Annotated in this window: 18 protein-coding genes; 14 read left to right on the forward strand and 4 right to left on the reverse strand. The window is 68.3% G+C overall.

Translation table 11 applies throughout. From position 1 onward, the window contains the following. Positions 1-3: 3 nt before the first annotated feature. From AMS67_RS03055 to AMS67_RS03075, 5 genes are all read left to right on the forward strand, one after another. Complete coding sequence (locus AMS67_RS03055; protein WP_053386049.1) at positions 4-1,116, forward strand: histidinol-phosphate transaminase; 1,113 nt, start codon at positions 4-6, stop codon at positions 1,114-1,116. A gap of 75 nt (positions 1,117-1,191) precedes the next feature. Then, the gene (locus AMS67_RS03060; protein WP_053386050.1) at positions 1,192-2,373 is read left to right on the forward strand and encodes a thiamine pyrophosphate-dependent enzyme; all 1,182 of its coding nucleotides are present in this window, start codon (positions 1,192-1,194) and stop codon (positions 2,371-2,373) included. Next, a complete protein-coding gene (locus AMS67_RS03065) occupies positions 2,370-3,371 on the forward strand; it encodes an alpha-ketoacid dehydrogenase subunit beta (RefSeq protein ID WP_053386051.1) in 1,002 nt (333 codons plus the stop codon). Before AMS67_RS03060 ends, AMS67_RS03065 begins: the two co-directional genes overlap by 4 nt. A gap of 29 nt (positions 3,372-3,400) precedes the next feature. Continuing rightward, a complete protein-coding gene (locus AMS67_RS03070) occupies positions 3,401-4,768 on the forward strand; it encodes a dihydrolipoamide acetyltransferase family protein (RefSeq protein ID WP_053386052.1) in 1,368 nt (455 codons plus the stop codon). Between the two features lie 27 nt (positions 4,769-4,795). After that, positions 4,796-5,170, forward strand: a complete 375-nt coding sequence (locus AMS67_RS03075; RefSeq protein ID WP_053386053.1) for a hypothetical protein — start codon at positions 4,796-4,798, stop codon at positions 5,168-5,170. Between the two features lie 71 nt (positions 5,171-5,241). On the opposite strand, the gene AMS67_RS03080 is transcribed toward AMS67_RS03075, so the two are convergent. Both AMS67_RS03080 and AMS67_RS03085 read right to left on the reverse strand, forming a co-directional pair. Further along, entirely contained in the window at positions 5,242-5,886 is a 645-nt protein-coding gene (locus AMS67_RS03080; RefSeq protein WP_053351458.1) for an MIP/aquaporin family protein, read from the reverse strand. A 136-nt stretch (positions 5,887-6,022) separates the two neighbouring features. Beyond that, on the reverse strand, positions 6,023-7,069 hold the full coding sequence (locus AMS67_RS03085) for a cation diffusion facilitator family transporter (RefSeq protein WP_053386054.1): 1,047 nt from the start codon (positions 7,067-7,069) through the stop codon (positions 6,023-6,025). A gap of 120 nt (positions 7,070-7,189) precedes the next feature. Here AMS67_RS03085 and AMS67_RS03090 point away from each other — a divergent pair, with 120 nt between their 5' ends. Next, positions 7,190-8,416: a glycosyltransferase gene (locus AMS67_RS03090; protein WP_053386055.1), complete on the forward strand. Its 1,227-nt coding sequence runs from the start codon at positions 7,190-7,192 to the stop codon at positions 8,414-8,416. Positions 8,417-8,459: 43 nt separating this feature from the next. Here AMS67_RS03090 and AMS67_RS03095 read toward each other — a convergent pair whose 3' ends face one another. Next, complete coding sequence (locus AMS67_RS03095) at positions 8,460-9,218, reverse strand: GntR family transcriptional regulator (RefSeq protein ID WP_053386056.1); 759 nt, start codon at positions 9,216-9,218, stop codon at positions 8,460-8,462. A gap of 187 nt (positions 9,219-9,405) precedes the next feature. Here AMS67_RS03095 and iolC point away from each other — a divergent pair, with 187 nt between their 5' ends. The 8 genes from iolC to AMS67_RS03135 all read left to right on the forward strand — a co-directional run bounded on the left by iolC (position 9,406) and on the right by AMS67_RS03135 (position 19,015). Further along, positions 9,406-10,362, forward strand: a complete 957-nt coding sequence (iolC, locus tag AMS67_RS03100) for a 5-dehydro-2-deoxygluconokinase (protein WP_053386057.1) — start codon at positions 9,406-9,408, stop codon at positions 10,360-10,362. Between the two features lie 2 nt (positions 10,363-10,364). Next, the gene (locus tag AMS67_RS03105; protein WP_053386058.1) at positions 10,365-11,249 is read left to right on the forward strand and encodes a class I fructose-bisphosphate aldolase; all 885 of its coding nucleotides are present in this window, start codon (positions 10,365-10,367) and stop codon (positions 11,247-11,249) included. A 48-nt stretch (positions 11,250-11,297) separates the two neighbouring features. Then, positions 11,298-12,812, forward strand: a complete 1,515-nt coding sequence (locus AMS67_RS03110; RefSeq protein WP_053386059.1) for a CoA-acylating methylmalonate-semialdehyde dehydrogenase — start codon at positions 11,298-11,300, stop codon at positions 12,810-12,812. Positions 12,813-12,843: 31 nt separating this feature from the next. Beyond that, positions 12,844-13,863, forward strand: coding sequence for a 5-deoxy-glucuronate isomerase (iolB, locus tag AMS67_RS03115; protein WP_053386060.1), 1,020 nt, complete (start codon positions 12,844-12,846; stop codon positions 13,861-13,863). After that, positions 13,860-15,800 (forward strand): 3D-(3,5/4)-trihydroxycyclohexane-1,2-dione acylhydrolase (decyclizing), encoded by a 1,941-nt coding sequence (gene iolD / locus AMS67_RS03120; protein ID WP_053386061.1) that lies wholly within the window; start codon positions 13,860-13,862, stop codon positions 15,798-15,800. Before iolB ends, iolD begins: the two co-directional genes overlap by 4 nt. A gap of 257 nt (positions 15,801-16,057) precedes the next feature. After that, positions 16,058-16,984, forward strand: coding sequence for a sugar phosphate isomerase/epimerase family protein (locus AMS67_RS03125; protein ID WP_053351467.1), 927 nt, complete (start codon positions 16,058-16,060; stop codon positions 16,982-16,984). 35 nt (positions 16,985-17,019) lie between these two features. Beyond that, positions 17,020-18,036: a Gfo/Idh/MocA family protein gene (locus AMS67_RS03130; RefSeq protein WP_053351468.1), complete on the forward strand. Its 1,017-nt coding sequence runs from the start codon at positions 17,020-17,022 to the stop codon at positions 18,034-18,036. Between the two features lie 106 nt (positions 18,037-18,142). After that, complete coding sequence (locus AMS67_RS03135) at positions 18,143-19,015, forward strand: sugar phosphate isomerase/epimerase family protein (protein WP_053386062.1); 873 nt, start codon at positions 18,143-18,145, stop codon at positions 19,013-19,015. A gap of 140 nt (positions 19,016-19,155) precedes the next feature. On the opposite strand, the gene AMS67_RS03140 is transcribed toward AMS67_RS03135, so the two are convergent. Further along, positions 19,156-19,920: a sulfite exporter TauE/SafE family protein gene (locus AMS67_RS03140; protein WP_053386063.1), complete on the reverse strand. Its 765-nt coding sequence runs from the start codon at positions 19,918-19,920 to the stop codon at positions 19,156-19,158. Positions 19,921-19,992: the final 72 nt, after the last annotated feature.

Raw genomic sequence — 19,992 nt, forward strand, 5'->3', positions numbered from 1 at the left:
ACCATGAGTGAGCCCGCAGTCTCCCCCGTTCGTCTTCGCGCCGACGTACTGGCCGTGCCGGCCTACCGTCAGGGTGCTGCGCCGACGAAGCCCGGGTTCAAGCTCTCGAGCAACGAGAACCCGTTCGCCCCGCTTCCCGGCGTGCTCGAAGCCATCGCGGGGCGCACCGACATCAACCGCTATGCCGCGGTCGCGATGCCGGAGCTGCGCGACGCCATCGGTGCCGACTTCGGGGTACCGGGCACGCACGTGCATCTCGCCGCCGGCTCGGTCGCAATCCTCTTCCAGCTCGTGCACGCGGCGGCCGGCTCGGGCGACGCGTACGTGCACGCCTGGCCGAGCTTCGAGGCGTACCCGTCGCTGGGGCTCGCCTCGGGTGCGGAGAGTGTTGCGGTGCCGCTCACCGCGGCTGCCGAGCATGATCTCGACGCCATGGCCGAAGCGATCACCGAACGTACCCGCGTCGTGCTGCTCTGCTCCCCCAACAACCCGACCGGCCCCACGATTCGCCGCGCCGACTTCGACCGCTTCATGGTGCGAGTTCCTCGTGACACCCTCGTGGTGCTCGACGAGGCGTACCGCGAGTTCGTGACCGACCCCGAGGCGGTGCGCGGCGAAGATGTGCTGCGCGATCACCCGAACCTCGTGGTGCTGCGCACGTTCTCGAAGGCGTACGGCCTCGCGGGGCTGCGCATCGGGTACGGCGTTGGCGATCCGGCGATCTTCGCGGCCGCGGCGAGCGTCTCGATTCCGCTCTCCGTCACCGGTATCGCCGAAACCGCGGCCCGTGCGTCACTGACACCCGAGGCGCGCGCGGTCCACGCAGAACGCGTCGCAGAGCTCGCGAACCGTCGCGATGCGCTCGCCGCAGCGCTGCGCGAACTCGGTCTCGCGGTGCCGCAGGCGCAGGGCAACTTTGTGTGGATTCCCGAGCAGGATCGCTCGGCCGGCGGGGTGCCCGACGCGTTGGCGCTGGCCGCGGAGTTCGCCGAGGCCGGCACGCTCGTGCGCCCGTTCGCCGGCACCGGTGTGCGCGTCACGGTGGCAGAGGCGGAGAGCGCAGAGGTCGTCGTCTCGATCGTGCGCGCGCACCTGGCGGCTCTCGCGGCGGGCTGATCGCCCCTGCGCATTCGGGCGAAGAGTGCTGGTATATCCCGCGATGCGCAGACCCGCTCACTACACTGAATCGAGATGAGCGAACAGATCACAGAGCGCCTGCTGCACGGCGACGATCCCGAGCCGATCCGCTTCCTGGATGCGGATGGCGGGTACGCGCCGTCAGACACTGCTGCCGAATACGCCGCCGAACTCGAGGGTGTCACCACTGCTGACCTGCAGCAGTGGTACCGCGACATGGTCGGCACTCGAGCCTTCGATACCGAGTGCACGCATCTGCAGCGCCAGGGCCAGCTCGCCCTTTGGGTGCCGAGCGTCGGGCAAGAAGGCTGCCAGGTCGGTCTCGTGCGAGCCACCGAACCTCAAGACCACGTCTTTCCGGCCTACCGCGAGCACCTCGTCGCGAGCGTGCGCGGCGTCGACCTGCTCGACATCGCCGCGCAGTTCCGTGGCGTCACGCACGGCGGGTGGGACATCACCGACCCGGCCAACGGCAACGTGCACCTCTACACTCTGGTGCTCGGTTCGCAGACCCAGCACGCCACGGGCCACGCGCTCGCTCAGGTGCTCGACGCGAAGCGCCGCAACGGCGATACCGCGCTCGACGCGGGTGAAGCGGGCACGGCCACCGGCGAGGCCACCATGGTCTTCTACGGCGATGGCACCTCGAGCCAGGGCGACCCGAACGAGGCCATGATTTTCGCCGCGAGCTACCAGACGCCCGAGGTCTTCGTGGTGCAGAACAACGGTTGGGCGATCTCAGTGCCCGTCGAGCGCCAGTCGCGAACCCCGCTGTACCGTCGCGCCCTCGGCTTCGGCCTGCGCGCGGTGCAGATCGACGGGAACGACCCGCTCGCGGCGTTCGCGGTCGGCCGCCGATTCCTGCGGCTCGCGCGCGAGGGCGCGGGGCCCGGCTACATCGAGGCACTCACGTACCGCATCGGTGCGCACACGACCGCCGATGACCCGACACGCTATCGGCCCGACGGCGAGCTCGAGGTCTGGCAGCAGCGCGATCCGATCGCCCGACTCGAGGCCTACCTGCGCAGCCTGGGCATCGACGACGCGTTCTTCGCCGAGGTCGCCGAAACCGCGGACCAGCGTGCGAAGGCGGTACGCGATCAGATCCTGACCCTGCCGAAGCCCGAGCCCGAGTCGATGTTCGCGCACGTCTACGCCGAACCGCATCCGCGCATCGATGAGCAGCGCGCCTGGTTCGCGCACTACGAGTCGTCGTTCGAAGGAGGCGCCGCATGACCGAGATCGTGACGCTCGCCGAACGCACCACCCTGCCGATTGCGAAGGCGATCAACGAGGGGTTGCGCACGGCCATGGCCGCCGACGACCGGGTGCTGCTGATGGGCGAAGACATCGGCCCGCTCGGCGGCGTCTTCCGTGTGACCGACAAGTTGCAGGCGGAGTTCGGCTCGGCGCGCGTGCTCGACACCCCGCTCGCGGAGGCCGGCATCGTCGGCAGCGCGATCGGTCTCGCGCTCCGCGGCTACCGCTCGGTCGTCGAGATTCAGTTCGACGGGTTCATCTTCCCCGCCTTCAACCAGATCACGACGCAACTCGCGAAGATTCGCGCCCGGCACGACGGCAAGGTCGACATGCCGATCGTCATACGCGTGCCGTATGGCGGGCACATCAACTCGATCGAGCACCACGAAGAGAGCCCCGAGGCCTACTTCGCGCACACCCCGGGGCTGCGCGTCGTCGCGCCGTCGACGGCGAACGACGCCTACTGGATGATCCAGCAGGCGATCGCATCGAACGATCCGGTGCTTTTCTTCGAACCCAAGGCGAAGTACTGGCAGAAGGGCGAGGTCGATCCTGAGGCCCCCGCGGCCGATTTGCACCGGAGTCGCGTCGCCAGACCAGGCGCCGACTGCACCGTCGTCGGGTTCGGTGCGATGGTCAACACGCTGCTGCAGGCCGCCGAAATCGCGCAGTCCGAGGGCACGAGCATCGAAGTCATCGACCTCCGCACGATCTCGCCCATCGACTATGAGCCCATTCTGGAGTCGGTGCGCAAGACCGGTCGCCTGGTCGTCGCGCAGGAGGCCTCGGGCAATGCAAGCGTCGGCAGCGAGATCGCCGCGACGGTCGCCGAGCGTGCTTTCTACTCGCTGCAGGCCCCGGTGCTGCGCGTCTCCGGCTACGACGTGCCATTCCCCGCTGCGGCGATCGAACCGCTCTTCCTGCCCGATGCCGATCGGGTGCTCGAGGCCGTCGACCGCACGATGCAGTATTGATTCAGACCATCCCGAACCCAGGAGCACCCATGAGCGAGATGACCTTCCCCCTCCCCGACGTTGGCGAGGGGCTCACCGAGGCCGAGATCGTCACGTGGCACGTGGCCCCCGGCGATACTGTCGCGCTGAACCAGGTGATCTGCGAGATCGAGACGGCGAAGTCGCTCGTCGAACTGCCGTCACCCTTCACCGGCGTCGTCGCCGAGCTGCTGGTCGAGGTCGGCGATACGGTTCCGGTCGGTGACCCGATCATGCGGGTCACGGTTGACGGCGGCGAAGCCGCAGCGCCTGCATCGCCCGCGCCCGCGAACGTGTCGGAGGACACGCATGCCGCGCCCGTCGACAGCGACGAGACGCGTGAAGCGGTCGCCGACGCATCGGCGAGTGTGCAGCACGAGGATTCCGAGGGCGGTGCAGTGCTCGTGGGGTACGGCACCGGCGGTGCCGTCACGTCGCGGCGACGTCGTGGCGGTGAGCCGCCGCTGGCCGCAGGCGGCGCTGGTGCCGCTGCCGCATCGATTCCGGTCGCCGAAGCGGCCCCGGTGCTCGCGAAGCCACCGATTCGCAAGCTCGCGAAAGACCTCGGCGTCGACCTGGCAGAGGTCACCGGCACGGGTATCGCCGGCGAGGTGCTGCGCGATGATGTCGTGCGCCAGGCATCGCAGGCCAGCCTCTTCCGCAATCTGTCGACCCCCGAGCCGCAGGCGGCGCGAGAAGAGCGTATTCCGCTCAAGGGCATGCGCAAGCAGATCGCCAAGGCGATGGTCGAGAGCGCCTTCGAGGCGCCGCACGTCAGCGTGTTCACCGATGTCGATGCGACGCGCACCATGGAGTTCGTGAAGCGCCTCAAGGCCTCGACCGACTTCGCGGGCGTCAAGGTCTCGCCGCTGCTGATCTTCGCGAAGGCGATGCTCTGGGCGATCCGGCGCAACCCCGAAGTCAACTCGACCTTCACCGACACCGAGATCATTCGCCACAACTTCGTGAACCTCGGCATCGCGGCCGCGACACCGCGCGGCCTCGTGGTGCCGAATATCAAGGACGCGCAGGAGCTGAACCTGCGCGACCTCGCGACCGCGATCGAGCAGCTCACGATCACCGCGCGCGACGGGCGCACGCAGCCCGCGGAAATGGCGAACGGCACGATCACGATCACGAACATCGGGGTCTTCGGCATGGACTTCGGTACGCCGATTCTGAACCCCGGCGAGTGCGGCATCATGGCGATGGGCACGATTCGCGAGAAGCCGTGGGTCGTCGACGGCGAGGTGCGCCCCCGCATGGTGACGACGGTCGGCGGCTCGTTCGACCATCGCATCGTGGACGGCGACGTGATTTCGCGCTTCGTCGCCGACGTCGCCTCTGTGCTCGAAGAACCGGCGCTGCTGCTCGACTGATCGCCGCTGCACGCGAACGGATCACCGATGTATCAGCCGCCGAGGCCGCTCGACCCGATGCGCGGGTGGCGTGGCGTGGGCGTGCAGGCGCCCGACCGACCGCGGTGGATGCGCCGAGCGGCGCCGGCGTGCGTAGCGCTGCCGTGGATCTGGCTGGCGGTGTTCTGGATCGGGTTCTTGGCGACTGCCGATAGCTGGGCCGGGCTCACGTGGCTGTCGGTGATGTGGATGATCTGCGTCGCCTTGCTGCCCGCCGGCGTGCTCGGCAGCGTGTGGGCTGGGATGCTGCGTGAGCGCGGCATGATGTGGGGCGGCATCGTGGGTTCGGTGTTGCTGATTCCCGGGTTCGGATTCGGGTTCGTGTTCCTGATGCAGCTGCTGCACACGCTCGTCACTCGGTGAACGTCGAAGGGCCCGACCGGAGGTGATCCGATCGGGCCCTTCGGGGTGCGGCGCTCGGCCGCGGAGGGTGCTTAGGCGTCGGCCTTCGCGAGATCGTGGCTGTTGAGCGCACGGAATGCGAGGGCGGCCAGCGCGCCGCCGACGAGCGGGGCGACGAAGTAGAGCCAGATGTTCGACCAGGCGAAGTCACCGTGCACGGCGAGGCCGAGCGCGACGGCGGGGTTGAAGCCGCCACCCGAGATCGGGCCGACGACGAACGCGCCGATGACGACGACGGAGCCGATGGCGAGGCCGTAGAACGAGTTGCCCTCGGTGTCCTTCGAGGTCGCGACGTTGAGCACGACGTAGACCAGGATGAAGGTGAAGATCGCCTCGACGAGGAACGCGGGGCCGACCTCGATCTCCTTGGCCGCCTCGGCTGCCGGGAAGATGAGCCCTGCGATGAGGGCACCGAGCACGCCGCCGACGAGCTGAGCGATCACGTAGGCGACGAAGTCGCCGGCGCTGAGCGCGCCGCGCAGCAGGGCGCCGAGCGAAACGGCCGGATTGAGGTGCGCACCCGAGAGGTGGCCGGTCGCGTAGATGAGCACCATCAGCGTGAAGCCGATGGCGAGCGGCGCGAAGTCGCCTGCGTTGTTGATCGCCGCGACGATCGAGAAGACGAACAGCAGGGTCGCCAGGGCTTCAGCTACCGCGTTACGAACGGTACCGGTCATGGAGGAGCTCACTTTCTGAGAACTAGCTTTGATACACAGCTAATACTCATTATGTCAAAGGGGTGGCGGTCAGTCACGGTTTACGACAGCCTGCGACACCGGAATTCACCCGCAAGATCATGCGGATCGGGCGGGGTCAGGCGTGCACGTGCTCGCCGGCGGTCTCATGACTGCGGGGCTCGAGCTGCAGGGTGACGTGCGAGGTGTCGAAGTGCTCGTGCAGGCACGCGCGCACCTCGTCGAGAATCGCGTGGTACCCGCGCTCACTCCACGCCGAGTCCGAGACGGTGACGTGGGCGGAGAAGGCCGGCACTCCTGACGTGATGGTCCAGGCGTGGACATCGTGTACTTCTTCGACTCCGGGCACCGCTTCCATGTGCGTGCGTGCGGCATCGACGTCGATGTTCTTGGGAGAGGCTTCGAGGAGCACATCGACGACATCGCGCAGCAGGCTGATGGCGCGAGGGAAGATGAGGATCGCGATGAGGATGGACGCGATCTGGTCGACGGCGTTCCACCCCGTGAGCATGATGATGACTCCGGCGATGATGACGGCGACCGACCCGAGGAGATCGCCGAGCACCTCGAGGTACGCCCCGCGCACGTTGAGGCTCTCCTTCTGGCCAGATTGCAGAATGAGCAGTGAGACGAGGTTCGCGGCGGCGCCGATGATCGCCGCGATGAGCATCGGCCCCGAGTGCACCTCGACTTCGGCACCGAAACGCGAGAGGGCCTGGATCAGGATCACCACGGCGATGACGCCGAGCACGATGCCGTTGACCAGCGCCGCGAGCACCTCGACCCGCAGATAGCCGAACGTGCGCTTCGAGGTGGGAGCGAGCCCTGCGATCAGGCTTGCGATGAGTGCGATGGCGACACCGGTCGCGTCGGTGAGCATGTGCCCGGCGTCGGCGAGCAGCGAGAGCGAGTTCGAGATGAGCGCGCCGACGACCTGCACGACGAACACGGTGAGCGTGATGACGAGCACCAGAATCAGCTTGCGGCGATGCTTCGCGGTGCCTGACGAGGCCCCCTGGAGGCCGTGGTCGTGACTGTGACCGCCGTGGCCTTCGGCCGCCGTGTGCGCGGGTCGTGCCGGGTGGCCGGCGCTGAACTCGGGCTCGCAGGCTTCGCCGCCGTCGCCGTCGTGCCGGTTGTCGTGCGGGTGATCGTGCTGACCCATGACCCTCCTCGATTGATCAGATGTTGTCATGGTACCCCCGAGGGGTATCTGGAGTCGAGGGTGCGTAGCGATTATCACCCAACGCACCGGGTACCCCGATCCTGCCACTACGCTCGACGTATGGATACCGCTTCGCTGTCGATCGGCTTCGTCATGCTCCACACGTCGCCGCTCGACGTGCCGGGCACGAAAGACGCCGGGGGCATGAACGTCGTCGTGCGCGCTCAGGCCGAGGCGCTCGCCGCAGCCGGTCACCGCGTGCGCATCTTTACTCGGCGCAGCGATGCCGAAACCCCGTCGCGCGTTGAGCTGCGCCCCAATCTGACCGTCGTGCTACTCGACGCCGGTGCACCGCGCCTGCTCGCAAAGGGCGAGCACGAGGCGGTTATGGCGCAGTTCGGCGACCTGCTGGCCGACGAGTTGCGCGCCGACCCGGTGCAGGTGCTGCACGCGGAGCACTGGTTCTCAGGCATCGCGGCACTGCCGGTGGCCCGAGAACTCGGTGTGCCGCTCGTGCAGAGCTACCACTCCATCGCGGCGCCGCCCGAGTCGCCCCTCGGCGAGGGGGAGCGCCCGGAGTCGCCGGGCCGGCTCGCGGGCGAGGCACGACTCGCGAATGAAGCCGACCTCATCATCGCGGTGAGTGAGGCGGAGCGGGCGACGGTGCTCGCGCGCCTCGCGGGCGATCCGGGTCGGGTGCGCGTCGTGCCGCTCGGCGTTGATACCGAACTCTTCCACCCGTGCGACACGGCCGCCTGTGAAGAGCAGCGCGACTGGCTGCGCGGGGGCGGTCGAGCCGAGGTGATCCTCGTCGGTCGCCTGCATCCGCTCAAGGGCTTCGACCTGGCCATCGACGCGATCGCGCGCATTCCCGAGGATCAGCGCCCGAGCTTGCGCATCGTGGGGGCACCGCCGCCCGACGGCGACGAGTACGTGCGCGCGCTCCACGATGCTGTGGCGCAGCACGGCATGCTGCGCACGACCGCGTTCGATGGTGCGCTGCGCCGTCGGGAGCTCGCCGAACGCATTCGCTCGGCAACCCTGATGCTCGTGCCGTCGCACTCAGAGACGTTCGGCCTTGTCGCGCTCGAGGCGGCCGCCTCGGGTGTGCCGGTGATCGCCCGCGACGCCGGCGGGCTGCGCGAGGCGGTCATCGCGGGGGAGACCGGAGCGCTCGTCGCGGGCGACGACGCCGCGGTGTGGGCTGACGCGGTGCTCGAGATGCTCGGCGACGCGGCGCGTCTCAAGGAGATGGGCGACGCGGCGCGCGCGCACGCCCTGCGCCGCAGCTGGCAGGCGTCGTCGGAGCGCCTGGTCGAGGTCTATCGCGACATCATCGGCGACTGACCGACGACTGGCAGGCTGACCGACTGGGGCTCCGTGCGAGCCCTTAGCGCGAGACGAGCGTCGTCTCGAACGAGTAGAGGTCGGGGCGGTAGCAGTGGTGGCCGGCCTCGATGACGCTGCCGCCCTGGTCGAAGGCCACGCGATCCATGGTCAGCACCGGGCTGCCCTTCGCGACGTCGAGCAGTTCGTGCTCGTCGCTGTGGGTGCGACGTGCCCCGATGGTCTGGTTTGCGATCTTGATGGCGATCCCGCGCGCCCGCAGCATCTCGTAGAGCCCGTGGGCCTCGAGGTCGTCGAACGTGATGTCGGCGTACTCGGGCGGCAGCAGGTTCTCGAGGATCGCCATCGGCGTGCCGTCCGCGCTGCGCAAACGGCGGATTCGGGTGATTTCCGTGCCGACCGCGACGCGCAACCGCACCGCGGCCTCTTCGTCGGCGGGGATCTTCTCGAGCGAGAGTACGCGGGTGGTGGGGTGGTGGCCGGCGCGCGTGAGGTCTTCTTGCAGGCTGGTGAGTTCGACCGGGCGGCTGACGCGCGCCTGCACGACCTGGGTGCCGATGCCGCGGCGGCGCACGAGCAGGCCTTTATCGACCAGTTCCTGAATGGCGCGCCGCACGGTGGGGCGCGAGAGACCGAGGTGATGGCCGATCGCGATCTCGTTCTCGAGGCGGGCCCCGGCGGGGATGATGCCGTCGCGAATCGCGCGCTCGAGGCGGCTCGAGATCTGGAAGTAGAGCGGGATGGGCCCGTTGCGATCCAGGTCGGCGAAGAGTTCGCTCGGCCACACGGGGTCTGTACTCATAGGTGCTCCTCGGCGCTGGGGTGGCACGCGGGCTCGCGACGAGGGACAGTCCCCAGCCCTAATGTGCTGACAACATTACCCCTTTCCCGTATTTCCGGATGGTTTCCGTTCATCTTCGTGCTATTGTTAGGACAAATGCAGCGGTGCACGGGGCCCGCGCACGTCACCACGAGAAGGCGGGTATCGAATGTCGGAAGTGCGGCGTCCAGATGACGTCCTGGCCATGGGTCGACTCGGAGTCGACATCTACCCGTTGCAAGACGGGGTCGGCCTGGAAGATGTCACGAGCTTCGGCAAGTACCTCGGGGGCAGTGCGGCGAACGTCGCCGTCGCCGCCGCAAAGTACGGTCGGGCGAGCGCGCTGGTATCGCGCGTCGGCGATGATCCGTTTGGGCGGTACCTGTTGCGCGAGCTCGATCGCCTTGGCGTCGACCCGCGCGAGGTGAAGATCGATCCCGAGTTTCCGACCCCCGTCACTTTCTGCGAGATCTTTCCGCCCGATGACTTCCCGCTGTACTTCTACCGGAAGCCGAAGGCACCCGACCTGCAGATCGCGACGGCAGATCTCGATCTCGACGCGGTGCGCGAGGCGCGCATCCTCTGGTTCACGCTGACCGGCCTGAGCGAGGAGCCGAGCCGCTCCACGCACTTCGCCGCGCTCGAAGCCCGTGCCGGCAAGCCCCACACCATCTTCGATCTCGACTACCGCCCGATGTTCTGGGCCGACCCCGCCGAGGCCACCGCGCAGGCGGGCGCAGCGCTCGCGCACGCCACGATCGCCGTGGGCAATAAAGAGGAGTGCGAGGTCGCGGTCGGCGAAACCGAACCCGATCGCGCCGCCGACGCGCTGCTCGAGCGCGGCATCGAGCTCGCGATCGTGAAGCAGGGGCCCAAGGGCGTGCTCGCGAAGACGCGCGACGAGCGCGTCGAGGTGCCCCCGCACTTCGTGGACGTCATCAACGGGCTCGGCTCGGGCGATGCATTCGGCGGCGCCCTCATCCACGGGCTGCTCGAGGGCTGGGATCTCGAGCGCATCTTCCGCTTCGCCAACGTCGCCGGCGCGATCGTGGCCACTCGTCGCGAGTGCTCCACGGCTATGCCCGACGCCGCTGAGGTCGAGGCCCTGCTCACGAAGGGGGCCTGATCATGGCACTCGATTTCCAAGCCCTGCGCGACCTCCGTGCGGGCGATCCGGCGGCGATCGGCCGCGCGCTCGCCGAGCGACGCCGGCGCGACGTCATCGCGGGTGACGGCCGTCTGTTCATCGTGGCGGCGGATCACCCGGCCCGCGGCGCCATCGCCGTTGGCAGTGATGCCACCGCCATGGCCAACCGCTACGACCTGCTCGAGCGCATGGCGATCGCGCTATCGCGCCCTGGCGTCGACGGCGTGCTCGGCACCCCCGACATCATCGACGACCTCGCGGCGCTCGGCCTGCTCGACGACAAGATCGTCGTCGGCTCGATGAACCGCGGCGGGTTGCGCGGGGCCTCGTTCGAGCTCGACGACCGCTACACCGCGTACGACATCGACGCGATGGTGCGGCAGGGGCTCGACTTCGCGAAGACGCTCATCCGTGTCGACCTGAACGATGCCGGTACCGCGGCGACGCTGCAGGCGACGGCGCGCGCCGTCGACGACGCTGCGGCGGCCGGCCTGCCGATTATGCTCGAACCCTTCATGAGCAACCGCGTGAACGGCAAGGTCGTGAACGACCTGTCGGCCGACGCCGTCATCCTGTCGACCGCGATCGCCTCGGGGCTCGGCAACTCCAGCGCATACACCTGGATGAAGCTGCCCGTGGTGCCCGAGATGGAACGCGTCATGGAGGCCACCACGATGCCGACGCTGCTGCTCGGCGGCGACAACGGCGGCGACCCCGACGAGACCTTCGCCTCCTGGGAGAACGCGCTCGCGCTCCCGGGCGTGCGCGGCCTCACCGTCGGTCGCACCCTGCTCTACCCCCACGACGGCGACGTGGCCGGCGCGGTCGACACGGCTGCACGGCTCGTGCACCGCGACGTCGCCTAGACTCCACGCGATCCCGCACCTGATTTCTGACCCGACCGAAGGACTGCAATGAGCACCGATTCACTCCCCGTCATCCCGCACTGGATCGATGGCGCGCGCCGCGCCTCGAACAGCGGCCGCACGGCCCCCGTCTTCAACCCCGCCACCGGCGAGGTGCAGGCCCACGTCGCACTCGCCGATGAGGCCGAGATCGCCGAGGCCATCGCGTCGGCGAACCGCGGCTTCGCGGTGTGGAGCGAGTTCTCCATGGCCAAGCGCCAGACCGTGATCTTCAAGTTCCGCGAACTGCTGAACGCGCGCAAGGGCGAGCTCGCCGCGATCATCACCCGCGAGCACGGCAAGGTCGTCTCGGACGCGATGGGGGAGATTCTCCGTGGCCAGGAGGTCGTGGAACTCGCGACTGGGTTCCCGCACCTCATCAAGGGCGCGTTCTCCGAGAACGCCTCGACCGGCATCGACGTCTACTCGATCAAGCAGCCGATCGGCGTCGCGGGCATCATCGCGCCCTTCAACTTCCCGGCCATGGTGCCGATGTGGTTCTTCCCGATCGCCGTCGCCGCGGGCAACGCCGTCATCGTGAAGCCCTCCGAGAAGGATCCCTCGGCCGCGCTGTGGCTCGCCGAACTGTGGCAGGAGGCCGGTCTTCCCGACGGCGTCTTCACCGTGCTCAACGGTGACAAGCTCGCCGTCGACGGCCTGCTCACCGACCCGGGCGTGAACTCGATCTCGTTCGTCGGCTCGACGCCGATCGCGCAGTACATCTACGAGACCGCCTCGAAGCACGGCAAGCGCGTGCAGGCACTCGGCGGCGCGAAGAACCACATGCTGGTGCTGCCCGACGCCGACCTCGACCTCGTCGCCGATCAGGCCATCAACGCGGGCTACGGCGCCGCGGGCGAGCGCTGCATGGCGATCTCGGTCGTGCTGGCCGTCGAGCCCGTCGCCGACGAGCTCATCGAGAAGATCACCGAGCGCATCGCGAAGCTCAACATCGGCAACGGCGCCTCGACGCCCGAGCCCGACATGGGGCCGCTGATCACCGACGTGCACCGCGACAAGGTCACCGGGTACATCGATATCGCCGAGCAGGATGGCGCGACGATCGTCGTCGACGGCCGAGGCTTCCAGGTCGAGGGGCACGAGAACGGCTTCTTCGTCGGGCCCACCCTCATCGACAACATCCCCACCACCTCGCGCGCCTACACCGAGGAGATCTTCGGGCCGGTGCTCGAGATCGTGCGCGTGCAGACCTTCGAAGAGGGCGTCGAGCTCATCAACTCGGGCGCATTCGGCAACGGCACGGCGATCTTCACGAACGACGGGGGAGCGGCCCGCCGCTTCCAGCACGAGATCCAGGTCGGCATGATCGGCATCAACGTGCCGATCCCCGTGCCCGTGGCCTACCACTCCTTCGGCGGCTGGAAGGCGTCGCTGTTCGGCGACGCAAAGGCGTACGGCGTGCAGGGCTTCGAGTTCTTCACCCGCGAGAAGGCCATTACGAGCCGCTGGCTCGATCCCGCCAAGCACGGCGGCATCAACCTCGGCTTCCCGCAGAACGACTAATCCGCAGCACGAATCGGAGCAGGGAACGATTATGACGCAGCAATCGCAGCAGGCCGAACGCTGGTTCCACCGGCGCGGTGAACTCGCCGAGGGCGGATGGGAATCCGTCGTCGACGAGCGCATCCCGGGCTGGGAGCACACCGGCGTACGGGTGGCTCGCCTGGTCGAGGGCGCGACCATCGCGCTCGAGGGCACGGGCATCGAGCGTCTCATCGTTCCCCTCTCCGGTTCGTTCTCGGTGACCTACCGCGACGGCGCTGCGGGCACCGCGAGCGCCGGTGCCGACGCGACCTCGGAGCTCGCGGGCCGTCGCTCGGTCTTCGACGGCCCGACCGACGTGCTCTACCTGTCGTCGGCCGCCACCGCGGAGGTCACCGCGACCTCGGCGCCGAACGGCGAGGCGCGCTTCCTCGTCGCCACCTCTCCGGTGCCCGCCGACCAGCCGCAGCTCGTGCGCCCCTCGCGCTACATGCCGGTTGCCGACGTGCCGGTGGAGTTGCGCGGCGCCGGCGCCTCGAGCCGCCAGGTGCACAACTTCGGGCGCAAGGAGTCGCTCGATGCGGCCCGCTTCATCGTCGTCGAGGTCATCACCCCGGCCGAGAACTGGTCGTCGTACCCGCCCCACAAGCACGACGAGCACATCCCGGGCCACGAATCCGAACTCGAGGAGATCTACTACTTCGAGGTCGCCCCGACGAAAGACGCCCCGGCCGGAGTCGATCCCGAGCGCGCGTTCGGCATGTTCAGCACGTACTCCTCGCCCGCCGGGCCCATCGAGATCGATTCGCAGGTGCACACCGGCGACATCGCCCTCGTGCCCCACGGCTACCACGGCCCCGCCGTGGCCGCCCCGGGCTACGACATGTACTACCTCAACGTGATGGCCGGGCCCGACCCCGAGCGCACATGGCTCATCAGCGACGACCCGGCTCACGGCTGGGTGCGCGACACCTGGGAGGGGCAGCAGCTCGACTCCCGCCTCCCCTTCGCTCCCGCCGACACCGGCGCCGCGAGCACCGAAACCGCCACCGAAACGGAGTCCGCACGATGACCACCCGGCGCATGACGGTCAGCCAAGCGCTGATCGAATTCCTCGCGAACCAGTGGACCGTGGATCGCGCGGCCGACGGCACCGAGATTCGTGAGCGCACCATTCCGGGCGTCTTCGGCATCTTCGGGCACGGCAACGTGGCCGGTATCGGCCAGGCGCTCAAGCAGGCCAACGTCGAGCAGCCCGACCTGATGCCCTACTACCAGGCGCGCAACGAGCAGGCCATGGTGCACCAGTCGGTGGGCTACGCCCGCATGCATCGCCGTCGCGGCACCTACGCGTCGGCCGCGTCGGTCGGCCCGGGCGCCGCCAACCTGCTCACCGGTGCCGCGCTCGCGACCACCAACCGCCTACCTGCGCTGCTGCTGCCGAGCGACACCTTCGCGACCCGCGTCGCCGACCCGGTGCTGCAGCAGCTCGAGCAGCCCCACGACATCGGCCTGACCGTCAACGACGCGTTCCGCCCCGTCTCGAAGTTCTTCGACCGCGTGCAGCGTCCCGAGCAGCTCTTCTCGATCGCGCTCGCCGCCCTTCGCGTGCTCACCGACCCGGCCGAGACCGGTGCCGTGACGATCGCGCTCCCCGAAGACGTGCAGGCGGAGGCGCTCGACGTGCCCGAGGAGTTCTTGCAGCCCCGCGAGTGGCGCATTCGCCGCCCGCGCCCCGAGCGCGACGCGTTCGCCCTGGCACTTGAGGCGATCCGCACCGCGAAGCGCCCGCTGATCGTCGCCGGCGGCGGCGTGCTCTACTCCGATGCCGAGCAGCAGCTGCGCGAGTTCGTCGAGGCGACCGGCATTCCGGTCGGCACGTCGCAGGCCGGCGGTGGAGTGCTCGAGTGGGATCACCCGCAGTACCTCGGCGGCATCGGTGCGACGGGTACGCTCGCCGCCAACCGCCTGGCGGCGGAGGCCGACGTCATTGTCGGCATCGGCACCCGCTACAGCGACTTCACGACGTCGTCGCGCACCGCGTTCCAGAACCCGGGCGTGCAGTTCGTCAACATCAACGTCGCGTCGTTCGACGCGTACAAGCACGGCACGCAGATCCCCGTGGTCGCCGACGCCCGCGAGACGCTCCTCGAGCTGCTCGACGCCCACGGAAACGGGGCGGCAGGGGATCTGCGTGTCGATTCCTCCTATGCCGAGCGCATCGCCGCCGAGAAGGCGGAGTGGGACGGCCTGGTCGACGAGGCGTTCGAGCCCTCGGGTCTCGACTTGCCGGGCCAGCCCGAGATCATCGGCGCCGTGCAGCGCTCGTCGGCGCCGGCCGACGTCATCGTGCAGGCTGCGGGATCGCTGCCCGGCGACCTCCACAAGCTGTGGCGCGTGCGCGACCCGCTGGGGTACCACGTCGAGTACGCCTTCTCGTGCATGGGGTACGAGATCGCGGGCGGTATCGGCGCGAAGCGCGGGCTGGTCGAAGCCGGAGACGACCGCGACGTCATCATCATGGTGGGCGACGGCTCGTACCTGATGCTCAACACCGAGCTCGTCACCGCCGTCGCCGAGGGCATCAAGGTCATTGTGATCCTGATTCAGAATCACGGCTACGCGTCGATCGGTCACCTCTCGGAGACCGTCGGATCGGAGCGCTTCGGCACCTGGTACCGCGAGTACGACGGCGTCGCGAAGAACTTCCAGGGCGAGCAGGTGCTGCCGATCGACCTCGCGATGAACGCCCGCAGCTACGGCATGGACGTCATCGAGGTCGACCCGGGCGCGGGCGCGATCACCGACCTCGAGACCGCGATCGCGCAGGCCAAGGCCTCGGATCGCGCGACCTTCATTCACATCAACAGCGACCCGCTGATCTACGCGCCCGACGGTGCGGGCTGGTGGGACGTGCCGGTGCCGCAGGTCTCGACGCTCGACTCCACGCAGCGCGCGCGGGCCGAGTACGAAGAGCAGGTCGCGGCCCAGAAGCCGCTGCTGGGCTGATACGAGGCTTCGGCGCTTCGGCGCCTCGGCTCTGAACGACGGGCCCGGTTCTCGCAGTGCGCGAGGCCGGGCCCGTTGGCGTGCCGGGGCTCGCCGGGGCCAGCGTGTGAGCAACTCTCGCGCGATCGCGATGCTGAGTGTTGCCGACTGGAAACCTCGGCGAAATGGTCTACTATGGCTTATTGTCAATACAAAGACCCCCTGCGATGATGGACGGGTACGATCCGGCACCGTCGCCGAAAGAGAGGTTCTCGCCCATGGGTGAAACGAACGCCGAAAACCCCGGTCTGCGCATCGGAACCGCCCCCGACTCATGGGGCGTCTGGTTCCCGGACGACCCGAAGCAGGTGCCGTGGGAGCGCTTCCTTGACGAGGTCGTCGCCTCGGGGTACGAGTGGATCGAACTCGGCCCCTACGGCTACCTGCCGACCGACCCCCACCAGCTCGAAGACGAACTCGGCAAGCGCGGCCTCAAGCTTTCGGCCGGCACCGTGTTCACCGGATTCCACAAGGGCGACGACGAGTGGCAGCGCGCCTGGGACCAGGCGCTCAACGTCGCGGGGCTCGCCTCGAAGCTCGGCGCCGAGCACCTCGTCGTGATCCCGGACCTGTGGCGCAGCGATGCGACCAGCGAGGTGCTCGAGTCGCGTACCCTGACCGATGAGCAGTGGGCGAAGCTCGGCGCGGGCCACGACCGACTCGGCAAGGCGCTGCTCGAGGAATTCGGAGTGAAGCAGCAGTTCCACTCGCACGCCGACAGCCACATCGGTACGACCCGCGAGGTGCTGCGCTTCCTCGACGAGACCGACGCGCGCTACACGAACCTCTGCCTCGACACCGGCCACTTCGCCTACTACGGCGGCGACAACGTGAAGCTGATCGAGGAGCGCCCCGAGCGCATCGGCTACCTGCACCTGAAGCAGGTCGACCCCACGCTGCTCTTCGACGTGCTGAAGAACGATGTGCCGTTCGCCGAGGCCGTCACGCAGGGCATCATGATCGAGCCGCCGCACGGCATCCCCGACCTCGCGCCGGTCATCGAGGCGGTAGCCAAGATCGACTCCGAGATCTTCGCCATCGTCGAGCAAGACATGTACGGCTGCGACGTCGATCGCCCGTTCCCGATCGCGCAGCGCACGCGCGAGCACATCTTCGGGTGCACCCACTTGGCGCGCGTGTCGTAAGCGCCCACCCTCACACTTCTCGAAAGGATTCACCCATGACTGAAGATCTCCGCGTCGCCGTCGTCGGCGCCGGCATGATGGGCGCCGACCACATCGCCCGCATCACCCACCGCATCAGCGGTGCACGCGTCTCTGCTGTCGTCGAGCCCGACGCCGGCCGCGCCGCAGCAGCCGCCGAGCACGCCCCGGGTGCCCAGGTGTTCGCGAGCGTCGAAGAGGCCATCGCGGCCGACGCTCTCGACGCCGTGCTTATCGCGGTGCCCGGGCAGTTCCACGCGCCCGTGCTGAAGCCCGCCCTCGAAGCGAAGCTGCCCATTCTCTGCGAGAAGCCGCTGACGCAGGATTCGGCGAGCTCGTGGGAGGTGCTCGAGCTCGAGCAGCAGCTCGACAAGCCCCACATTCAGGTCGGCTTCATGCGCCGCTTCGACGCCGAGTACCAGGAGCTGCGTCAGCTCGTCGAGTCGGGCGAGAGCGGCGAACTGCTGATGGTGCGCGCCGTGCACCGCAACCCGACGGTGCCCGAGACCTACACCAACGACATGCTCATCACCGACTCGGTGGTGCACGAATTCGACGTGGTGCCGTGGCTCGCCGGGTCGCGCGTCGTCAGCGTCGAGGTGAAGCACCCGCGCCGCAACTCGCTCGCTCCCGAGCGACTGCACGAGCCGATCCTGGTGATCATGGAGCTCGAGAACGGTGTGCTCGTCGACGTCGAGATGAGCGTCAGCGTGCAGTTCGGCTACCAGGTCGCCACCGAGGCCGTGTTCGAGCAGGGCGTTGCCCGCATCGGGCAGCCCTCGGGCCTGCAGCGCTGGAGCGCCGGGCGTTTCAGCGTGAAGGATCACGAGTCGTTCACGACCCGCTTCGCCGATGCGTATGACGCGCAGATTCAGCGCTGGGTCAACGCCGTGCACAACGGATCGCTCATCGATGGCCCGAACGCGTGGGATGGCTACCTCGTCGCCCTCTCGTGCGAGGCCGGCGTCAAGGCCATGCACGAGGGCGGCACGGTCGCCGTCGAAGCGCCCGAACGCCCCGCGTTCTACGCCTGAGACGGTGTGCTGGGCCTGATGGGAGAGCCGGTATCGGCTCCCGCATCAGGCCCGCTGCCGCACCCACCCGCAGTACGACATCGCTTTCACCTCGCATAGGAGCACCATGGTCCGCATTGCCCTCGACCCGACGCCGTACAACGATTCGGTGCATCTGCTCGACTTCCCCGATCTCGTTGCACGGCTCGGGTACGAATACCTGCAGCTCACGCCGAGCCCCGACTTCGGGCGGCACTTCCACTACCCGAAGGTCGACAGCGAACTCATCGCGCAGCTGAAGAAGCGCGCGAACGACGCGGGCGTCACGATCACGTCCGTGCTGCCCGTGCAGCGATTCGGCGGCCCCGAACCGCACCAGGTCGACGCCGCCGTCTTCAATACGACCCGCTACATCGAGATCGCTGCCGAACTCGAGGCGCCCATCGTGAACACCGAGTTCTCGGGCCGCCCCGAGCGTGAAGAAGAGTCGGAGTACGCGTTCTACCGCTCAATGGAGCGGCTGATTCCGGTGCTCGAGCGCGAGGGCGTGACGCTGAACTTCGACCCGCACCCCGACGACTTCGTCGAGGACGGGCTCGAGGCGTGGCGCATCATCCGTGGCCTGAACACCGACCGGGTCGGCTTTGTCTACGTCGCCTCGCACACGTTCCACTACGGCGATCGCGCGACGAGCCTTATTCCGCAGCTCGGCGATCGACTCGGCGCGGTCTACACCGCGGACACCTTCGATCACAATCGTTCGAATGGACTCCGCTACATCACGAACCCGCCCGGCAACGCGGTGCGCGTGCACCAGCACCTCGCGATCGGCGACGGCGACGTCGACTGGACCGAGCTCTTCGGCACCCTCAAGCAGTCGGGCTACCTCGACCGCGACGACGCCCTCATCGTCTCGAACGTCTTTGCGGAAGACGAGCGGGCCGACGAGATCTCGAAGTTCCAGCTCGCCAAGATCCGCGAGCTCGTCGGCCTGGCCTGACGGCTGCCCCCGGATCGGGGTAACTTCGGGTGGGTGTCAGCGGCGAATTCCGCCGCCGCACCCACCCGAAGTTACCCCGATCGCAGGTCTGGGGCGGGTCAGCGGAGGGCAGAGCGGTAGCGCCGCTCGGCCCCGCCGCCTCAGAAGAGCAGCAGGTAAAGGGCGCCGAGCACGGTCACGACGAGCACCGCGCCCTCGAACACCTGCTGCTTGACGCGCACGGCGATCCAACGCCCGAAGAATGCGCCGATGACGACTCCCGGCACCAGGCAGAGGTCGAGCAGCAGGCTGCTGCCGTCGATGAGCCCGAGCCCGATTGAGAACGGCAGCTTGGTGAGGTTGATGATCGCGAAGAACCAGGCCGCCGTGCCGAGGAAGGCCTGCACCGGGAAGCGGGCGGCGAGGAAGTACATCGACATCACGGGGCCGCCGGCGTTCGCGACCATCGTCGTGAAGCCCGCGAGTGAGCCGTAGCCGATGCTCGCGGCGAGCGGGTTGCCGGCCGTCGCTGCCGCGCCCGAACGCTGCGACAGCCACCGACGCCACAGTGTGAATGCGACCACGATGATGAGGATCGCACCGATGACCCGTCGCACCCATCCGTCGTCGGCGACGGCGAGAAAGACGGCGCCGAGCGCGAGCCCCGCGACGACCGCAGGGGCGAGGCGCAGAATCGTCGACCAGTTCGCGTGCTTGCGATACGACCACACGGCGAAGATGTCGCCGACGATGAGCAGCACGAGCAAGGCCCCGGTGGAGTGCTTGGCCGGCAGCAGCGCCGCGAAGATCGCGATCGAAATCGTGTTGATGCCGGGCAGTGCGGTCTTCGAGAAGCCGACGATGACGGCGGCGATGCCGAGGAGTGCCCAAGCCCACGGAGCGATCTCGGGCAGCAGTGACGTCACGTTCCCACTGTACTCCCAGGGAGAGTTTGTCCAAATGTAACGACATTGTTAAGCTCAGATGTGCGGCCCGTT

The organism is Leucobacter japonicus, assembly GCF_001273855.1.
Taxonomy (GTDB): Bacteria; Actinomycetota; Actinomycetes; order Actinomycetales; family Microbacteriaceae; genus Leucobacter; species Leucobacter japonicus.

Coding starts and splice junctions, on each gene's coding strand:
- AMS67_RS03055 (WP_053386049.1), top strand. CDS start 4: ATGAGTGAGCCCGCAGTCTCCCCCGTTCGTCTTCGCGCCGACGTACTG.
- AMS67_RS03060 (WP_053386050.1), top strand. CDS start 1,192: ATGAGCGAACAGATCACAGAGCGCCTGCTGCACGGCGACGATCCCGAG.
- AMS67_RS03065 (WP_053386051.1), top strand. CDS start 2,370: ATGACCGAGATCGTGACGCTCGCCGAACGCACCACCCTGCCGATTGCG.
- AMS67_RS03070 (WP_053386052.1), top strand. CDS start 3,401: ATGAGCGAGATGACCTTCCCCCTCCCCGACGTTGGCGAGGGGCTCACC.
- AMS67_RS03075 (WP_053386053.1), top strand. CDS start 4,796: ATGTATCAGCCGCCGAGGCCGCTCGACCCGATGCGCGGGTGGCGTGGC.
- AMS67_RS03080 (WP_053351458.1), bottom strand. CDS start 5,886: ATGACCGGTACCGTTCGTAACGCGGTAGCTGAAGCCCTGGCGACCCTG.
- AMS67_RS03085 (WP_053386054.1), bottom strand. CDS start 7,069: ATGGGTCAGCACGATCACCCGCACGACAACCGGCACGACGGCGACGGC.
- AMS67_RS03090 (WP_053386055.1), top strand. CDS start 7,190: ATGGATACCGCTTCGCTGTCGATCGGCTTCGTCATGCTCCACACGTCG.
- AMS67_RS03095 (WP_053386056.1), bottom strand. CDS start 9,218: ATGAGTACAGACCCCGTGTGGCCGAGCGAACTCTTCGCCGACCTGGAT.
- iolC (WP_053386057.1), top strand. CDS start 9,406: ATGTCGGAAGTGCGGCGTCCAGATGACGTCCTGGCCATGGGTCGACTC.
- AMS67_RS03105 (WP_053386058.1), top strand. CDS start 10,365: ATGGCACTCGATTTCCAAGCCCTGCGCGACCTCCGTGCGGGCGATCCG.
- AMS67_RS03110 (WP_053386059.1), top strand. CDS start 11,298: ATGAGCACCGATTCACTCCCCGTCATCCCGCACTGGATCGATGGCGCG.
- iolB (WP_053386060.1), top strand. CDS start 12,844: ATGACGCAGCAATCGCAGCAGGCCGAACGCTGGTTCCACCGGCGCGGT.
- iolD (WP_053386061.1), top strand. CDS start 13,860: ATGACCACCCGGCGCATGACGGTCAGCCAAGCGCTGATCGAATTCCTC.
- AMS67_RS03125 (WP_053351467.1), top strand. CDS start 16,058: ATGGGTGAAACGAACGCCGAAAACCCCGGTCTGCGCATCGGAACCGCC.
- AMS67_RS03130 (WP_053351468.1), top strand. CDS start 17,020: ATGACTGAAGATCTCCGCGTCGCCGTCGTCGGCGCCGGCATGATGGGC.
- AMS67_RS03135 (WP_053386062.1), top strand. CDS start 18,143: ATGGTCCGCATTGCCCTCGACCCGACGCCGTACAACGATTCGGTGCAT.